Raw genomic sequence first — 5,129 nt, 5'->3', positions numbered from 1 at the left:
ATGGAGACCTATAGATTCAGACTACAGAAGAATACGCAACTGTAATGCTAGACTAAGTCTAGTCCCATCGCCAACGACAGCGGCAGGCGCACCGGCAACAGGCGTGTGCGCGGCGGACGCGCCGGGCCGCGTGGCATCCTCTTCATCGTCGCAGCCATCGCGGCCAAATTCGATCCCCATCTCAAAGCTTTCGCTCAATCGCACTCGCCAGAAAACTTCTCGTCATCCTCAATGCAAAAGCACGCAACGCGAGAACCGAATTAGCAAATGCAACTTGACACCCGAGATAGTCGCTCTCCCAATGATCAAAGGTCGAAACGCAACGCCGCGCCAAAGCCTATGAAACGATCATCGCCGATGAACTCTTCAAAACGACGGTCTTCAAAGGGGACTATGGTGTTTGCACTTACTGCTATGCATCATAGCCACAATCGCTTTCGGCGCTTGCGCGAACAGAGTTATCAAGAATATCCAGACCACGCTGAAGCGTCTGCCCATCAATCGTCAAAGGAGGAAGAAGCTTGACAACTTGATCCTCCGCGCCGCATCGCTCTACCACAAGTCCATCTTCAAAGGCCTTGCGGACGATTTTTTCAGCAAGTTTACCTGTACCGCAATCGAGCCCCAGCATCATGCCTCTTCCGCGCACAGAAAGGCCATGATCTGGGCTGTCTTGAGCGACCTGCCAGAGGCGCTCGCTAAGGATGCGCCCTGTTTTCGCAACACTCTCCGAAAGCTTTTCATTCGTCCAGTATTTTCGTAATGCGGCAGTTCCCGTCACGAGCGCTAGGTTATTACCTCTGAAAGTCCCATTGTGTTCACCCGGCCGCCAAACGTCGAGTTCGGGTTTCAGCAGCAGGAGGGACAGCGGCAGTCCAGAGCCGCTAAGGGACTTGGACAAAACGATGATGTCTGGCGCTAAATCTGTAAATTCGAAACTGAAGAAACTGCCCGTTCGTCCGCAACCTGCCTGAATGTCATCAACAATGAGGAGGATGCCATTTTTCCTGCAAAGCTGCTGAATCGACTGCAGCCAACGCTTACTCGCAGCGTTGATGCCACCTTCGGCTTGTACGGTTTCTAGAATGATGGCTGCCGGCAGGTCGACGCCGCTGCTTGCGTCAGCAAGCATCCTTTCCAGATATTGCGTAGTGTCGTTGTCCGCTCCCCAATACCCATCATAGGGCATGAACACTGCGCCAGCAGGTGGAAGGCCTGCCGCATCGCGGTAGTACCGATTACCCGTAACCGCAAGCGCGCCCAAGCTCACTCCGTGAAAGCCGTTGGTAAATGAAATTATGCTGTATCGACCGGTGACCTTGCGCGCGAGTTTCAAAGCGGCTTCCACGGCATTGGCGCCGGTGGGACCTGGAAACTGAAATTTGAATGTCAGGCTACGTGGGCGCAATATTATTTCATCAAAATACTCCATGAAATCTCTTTTCGCCGACGTAGCCATGTCCAAACTATGGATTATTCCGTTTTCCATTAAGTATTGCATAGCGTCATTTATTAGATCAGGATCGTTGTGACCGTAATTAAGAACGCCTGCCCCCGAAAGAAAATCGACAAACTCGATGCCACTCTCGTCCTCGAGAATGGCTCCTGCGGCCTTCCTGAACACAACGGGAAAAGTTCGCGAATACGACCGCACGTTCGATTCGAGGTTTTCGAAGGTAAATAGCGAGTTGGAGCTTTCTTGAAGCATGATCTTTCCTCAACCAGACGATAGCCAGTACCGCGCCCATCTTCTTCAGCTGATGCACTCAATCCTCTAAGTGCGCCTTCAGTGTCGGATTTCTTGCGATGGGTCTGCGGTTTTAAACGGGAATCTCGGCCAGTGCGCCTACCCATGATGGTAGTTTCGCAACGGCTATTCCGAGTAGAGATAAAAGCAGTATGTTGCACGTTGTAACGCATGTCCCGCGTCGCCCCCCCGGTTCGGCGGACGTACGATTTTTCGATCGACTGAACAAATCCCGTCTCGCTCAAGTGCAGTTGCGGTGTGAATAGGTGCCCGTTTCTCCAGGGCGCCGTACTGTACCGATGCCCGGTACGATACAGTACCAGTCGACGCCAGAGCGGAACCTGACCGAACGGTTCTTCTCGAAGCTGAAGCACTTCCGATGCGTCGCCAGCGGCTATGACAAGCTGGCCGACAACTTCCTTGCAAAGATCAAACTCGCCTCAATTCGGCCGTGTCGCGACCCAGAGCCGCCACCATGATTTGCTCTGACTGTTCGTTGCTCGCGGGCCTCGGCTCATCCTATCAACTTACATAGCTCAAGTAGGGTTGGTACAATGGAAAGGTAACAGATTCAGGTATTTTTGCGATTACCGCCAACGCTGTGATCGCATTGTAATGGATGACTTCTCTTGGCATTCCCTTTTCTGCCTGCGCCAGCGCACGCAAAACGCTCTGGTGTGTGTGAAAATCGATGTTGAAGGAAATGGAGGTCGATAAGCTGCGAACGTGGTGAAGGGTCCCGGGCGGCATATACAGGATGTCTCCAGCACCTACAGTGATAACAATGGGTGTCGCTTGCTCATACTCCGGAAAGAGCACATGGTCCGGTTGCTCGGGGTCCACATCAAACCACCTCCAACCCCGGCGTCCACATCGCCCAGCTTGGCTAGGTGGTAGGATGGTGAACTGCTTGGCGCCGCAAATTTGGAAGAAGAGGTTGTGACTTAGCAAGGTGTCAAAGTGCAGCGGGGTAACCGTGCCTGCCGGGCCCATGAAGAACTGCGAATAGCGCCACCAATGCGAGCGATACGACGGCTCAAGAAAATTTGCCGGAAACGGCTGACAGTCGCCCGCCAGATTTTCCACCAGGCCGAGCAGGGGAATGTCATGGCAGTACGGAGCTGCTCTCGCGTCTACATTCCTTGGCGCCTGCTCCATGACGAACCGAGCATAATCTGAAAGCCGCCAAGAAGAAACCTCGATCTCGCTGCTGTTAAGCGTCTTGACGGGCACGGTGAGTGATCCGGCGACCTCACCCAAATACTGCGGCGACCAGCGCTGGCAGGCGGTCCAAGCTGCACAGCCGCCACGTAGGAGAACCGGCCGCATTGCCTCTCGATAATTCGTCGCAAAATCCCAATCAGATAGCTCTGTTATGACTGGGACCCCGGACCAGCCAGAGTCCTCTAGCGTCGAGAATGAGCGATCATATGACGCTTGTGAGAATGTTGCCTTGAATTCAGCCATTTTTCGATCTCCTTTGCAACATGACTACATTGAACGGCGACTTCCATGGTGAACGAAGCGAACCTTGCTAGTCGGTAACAATTCGGCAGCATGCTCCACGTTCCGCTCGTCGACGGGTTCTGTAGACCAAGCGTGTTCGCCATCGCGAAAGTCTATTGAGGGCATGGCGGACCTGGCGCAGCGGGTACATCGTGTTATTGGTCGAATTGTAGAAACTTGCAGAATCACAACTTTCGCGGGACCGCGCCTGGATATAGTAGATCATAAAATGACATTCTCACCTTCTCAACTATCGTTCTTGGTAGTTGTCGAAGTCTCGTCAGTCAGTACCGTCAACGCCATCGCGTTGCCCTTTCCTGCGGTGCAACGCGATGCAGCAAAATGTCGCCGGCGTGACAATCACTCGCAAGCTCGCCATAATGCTCTTGACGATGGGCGAGAGCGTGGCACTGGCAAGACCGTCAGTGCCAGACGGCCCTCGAACGAACTTTGGGCGGCGTATCGCGGTCACGGCAGCGCGGCGTAATCGCAATCTGTCGAGCGTCAGCCGTCGCGGAAGGTGTAGCCATAACCGTTGATAGCCGGCGCGCCGCCGAGATGCGCGTAGAGAATCCTCGACCCTTCCGGAAAGAAGCCTTTCTGGACGAGGTCGATCATCCCTTGCATCGATTTGCCCTCATAAACGGGGTCGGTAATCATGCCCTCGAGCCGCGCGCATAGACGGATCGCGTCCTTGGTTTCCTGGGACGGAATGCCATAACGCGGATACGCATAGTCTTCCAGCAACACCACGTCATCCTCGACAGGTTCCGTTCCGAGCTCGACGAGTGTTGCTGTGTGTTGGGCAATGCTGAGCACTTGCGACTTGGTCTTTTCGGGAGTGGCACAGGCATCGATACCGATCACTTTGCGCTGTCGGTTATCTTCTGCGAACCCGACAAGCATGCCGGCATGCGTTGAACCGGTGACCGTGCAAACGACAATGTAATCGAAAGCAAACCAAGCTGTTTTTCCTGGGCACGCACCTCTTCCGCAAAGCCCGCATAGCCCAGGCATTCGGGTGAACAGACGCGCCGGCTGGTATCGCATAGGGTATACCTGGGTATACCTCCTTGACTTGACTTCGTCGAGCGCTTTGTTCCCGAATGTGGCGGATGCCGATGTCGAAGCCCGCGTCAACCAGGCGCACCTCCGCTCCCATGACACGGCTCAAGAGAATATTGCCGACCCGGTCGTAGACGGCATCCTCATGGGGAACCCAGCTCTCCTGAACCAGGAGGCATTTCATGCCGATCTTGGCGGCAACTGCGGCGACCATGCGGGTATGGTTTGACTGCACGCCGCCAATGGTGACGAGCGTGTCGGCATCCGACGCGATCGCATCGGGGACGATGTATTCGAGCTTGCGCAGCTTGTTTCCGCCGACTGCGAGACCTGAGTTGCAGTCCTCGCGTCTGGCGTAGATTTCCACCTTGCCCCCGAGATGCTTGCCGAGGCGTTCGAGCTTCTCGATGGGCGTGGGTCCAAAGGTGAGCGGGTAGCGTTCGAACTTTTCCAGCATGTTTTCTCCTGCAACGGTGATCGAGCTGAGACCAGTTCCGATCGGCCAGTCCAAGGGGTTGTCAAAGCAGCTACGCACTCGGACGTTGCAGAAGAGCCTCATCATACTTTCAGCGCGCCTCGTCGTCATCGAGACGAAGCAACTCGCATGCCGGCGTTCTGCGACGGCTATTGTGTGTCCGCAGTACCAAACTGCTTCATCTCCCGCCGTTGGACGGCCCAGGATGCGGTCACCTCTGCGATTTCAAGCCCAACTATTTTGAACGACCACCTTAACGTCCCTAGCCCGGAAAATTCATGGGGGTTGGCGGATGTGGTGCAAGCCGTTGAAATGACGTAGGATTTGGTTGCTTAA

At 54.7% G+C, this 5,129-nt stretch carries 2 protein-coding genes and 2 pseudogenes; 1 reads left to right on the top strand and 3 read right to left on the bottom strand.

Annotation, left to right across the window (positions count from 1 at the left end; genetic code table 11):
* Positions 1-60: 60 nt before the first annotated feature.
* Positions 61-278 (top strand): annotated as a pseudogene (locus AC07FD_RS24130) (IS110 family transposase); the annotation flags it as partial.
* A 134-nt stretch (positions 279-412) separates the two neighbouring features.
* Here the strand turns inward: AC07FD_RS24130 and ectB are convergent.
* From ectB to AC07FD_RS24115, 3 genes and pseudogenes are all read right to left on the bottom strand, one after another.
* Entirely contained in the window at positions 413-1,708 is a 1,296-nt protein-coding gene (gene ectB, locus AC07FD_RS24125) for a diaminobutyrate--2-oxoglutarate transaminase (protein ID WP_478351880.1), read from the bottom strand.
* Between the two features lie 561 nt (positions 1,709-2,269).
* Positions 2,270-3,214 carry a cupin-like domain-containing protein gene (locus AC07FD_RS24120; protein ID WP_478351879.1) on the bottom strand — a complete coding sequence of 315 codons (945 nt, stop codon included), beginning with the start codon at positions 3,212-3,214 and terminating at the stop codon, positions 2,270-2,272.
* A 543-nt stretch (positions 3,215-3,757) separates the two neighbouring features.
* A pseudogene (locus AC07FD_RS24115) lies at positions 3,758-4,775 on the bottom strand (1-aminocyclopropane-1-carboxylate deaminase).
* Between the last annotated feature and the right edge of the window lie 354 nt (positions 4,776-5,129).

The organism is Mesorhizobium waitakense (genome assembly GCF_056431085.1).
This window is presented reverse-complemented; position numbering and strand designations above follow the sequence as displayed.

Excerpts from the sequence above, each read along its gene's own strand:
- ectB (WP_478351880.1), bottom strand. The coding sequence starts at position 1,708 with ATGCTTCAAGAAAGCTCCAACTCGCTATTTACCTTCGAAAACCTCGAA.
- AC07FD_RS24120 (WP_478351879.1), bottom strand. The coding sequence starts at position 3,214 with ATGGCTGAATTCAAGGCAACATTCTCACAAGCGTCATATGATCGCTCA.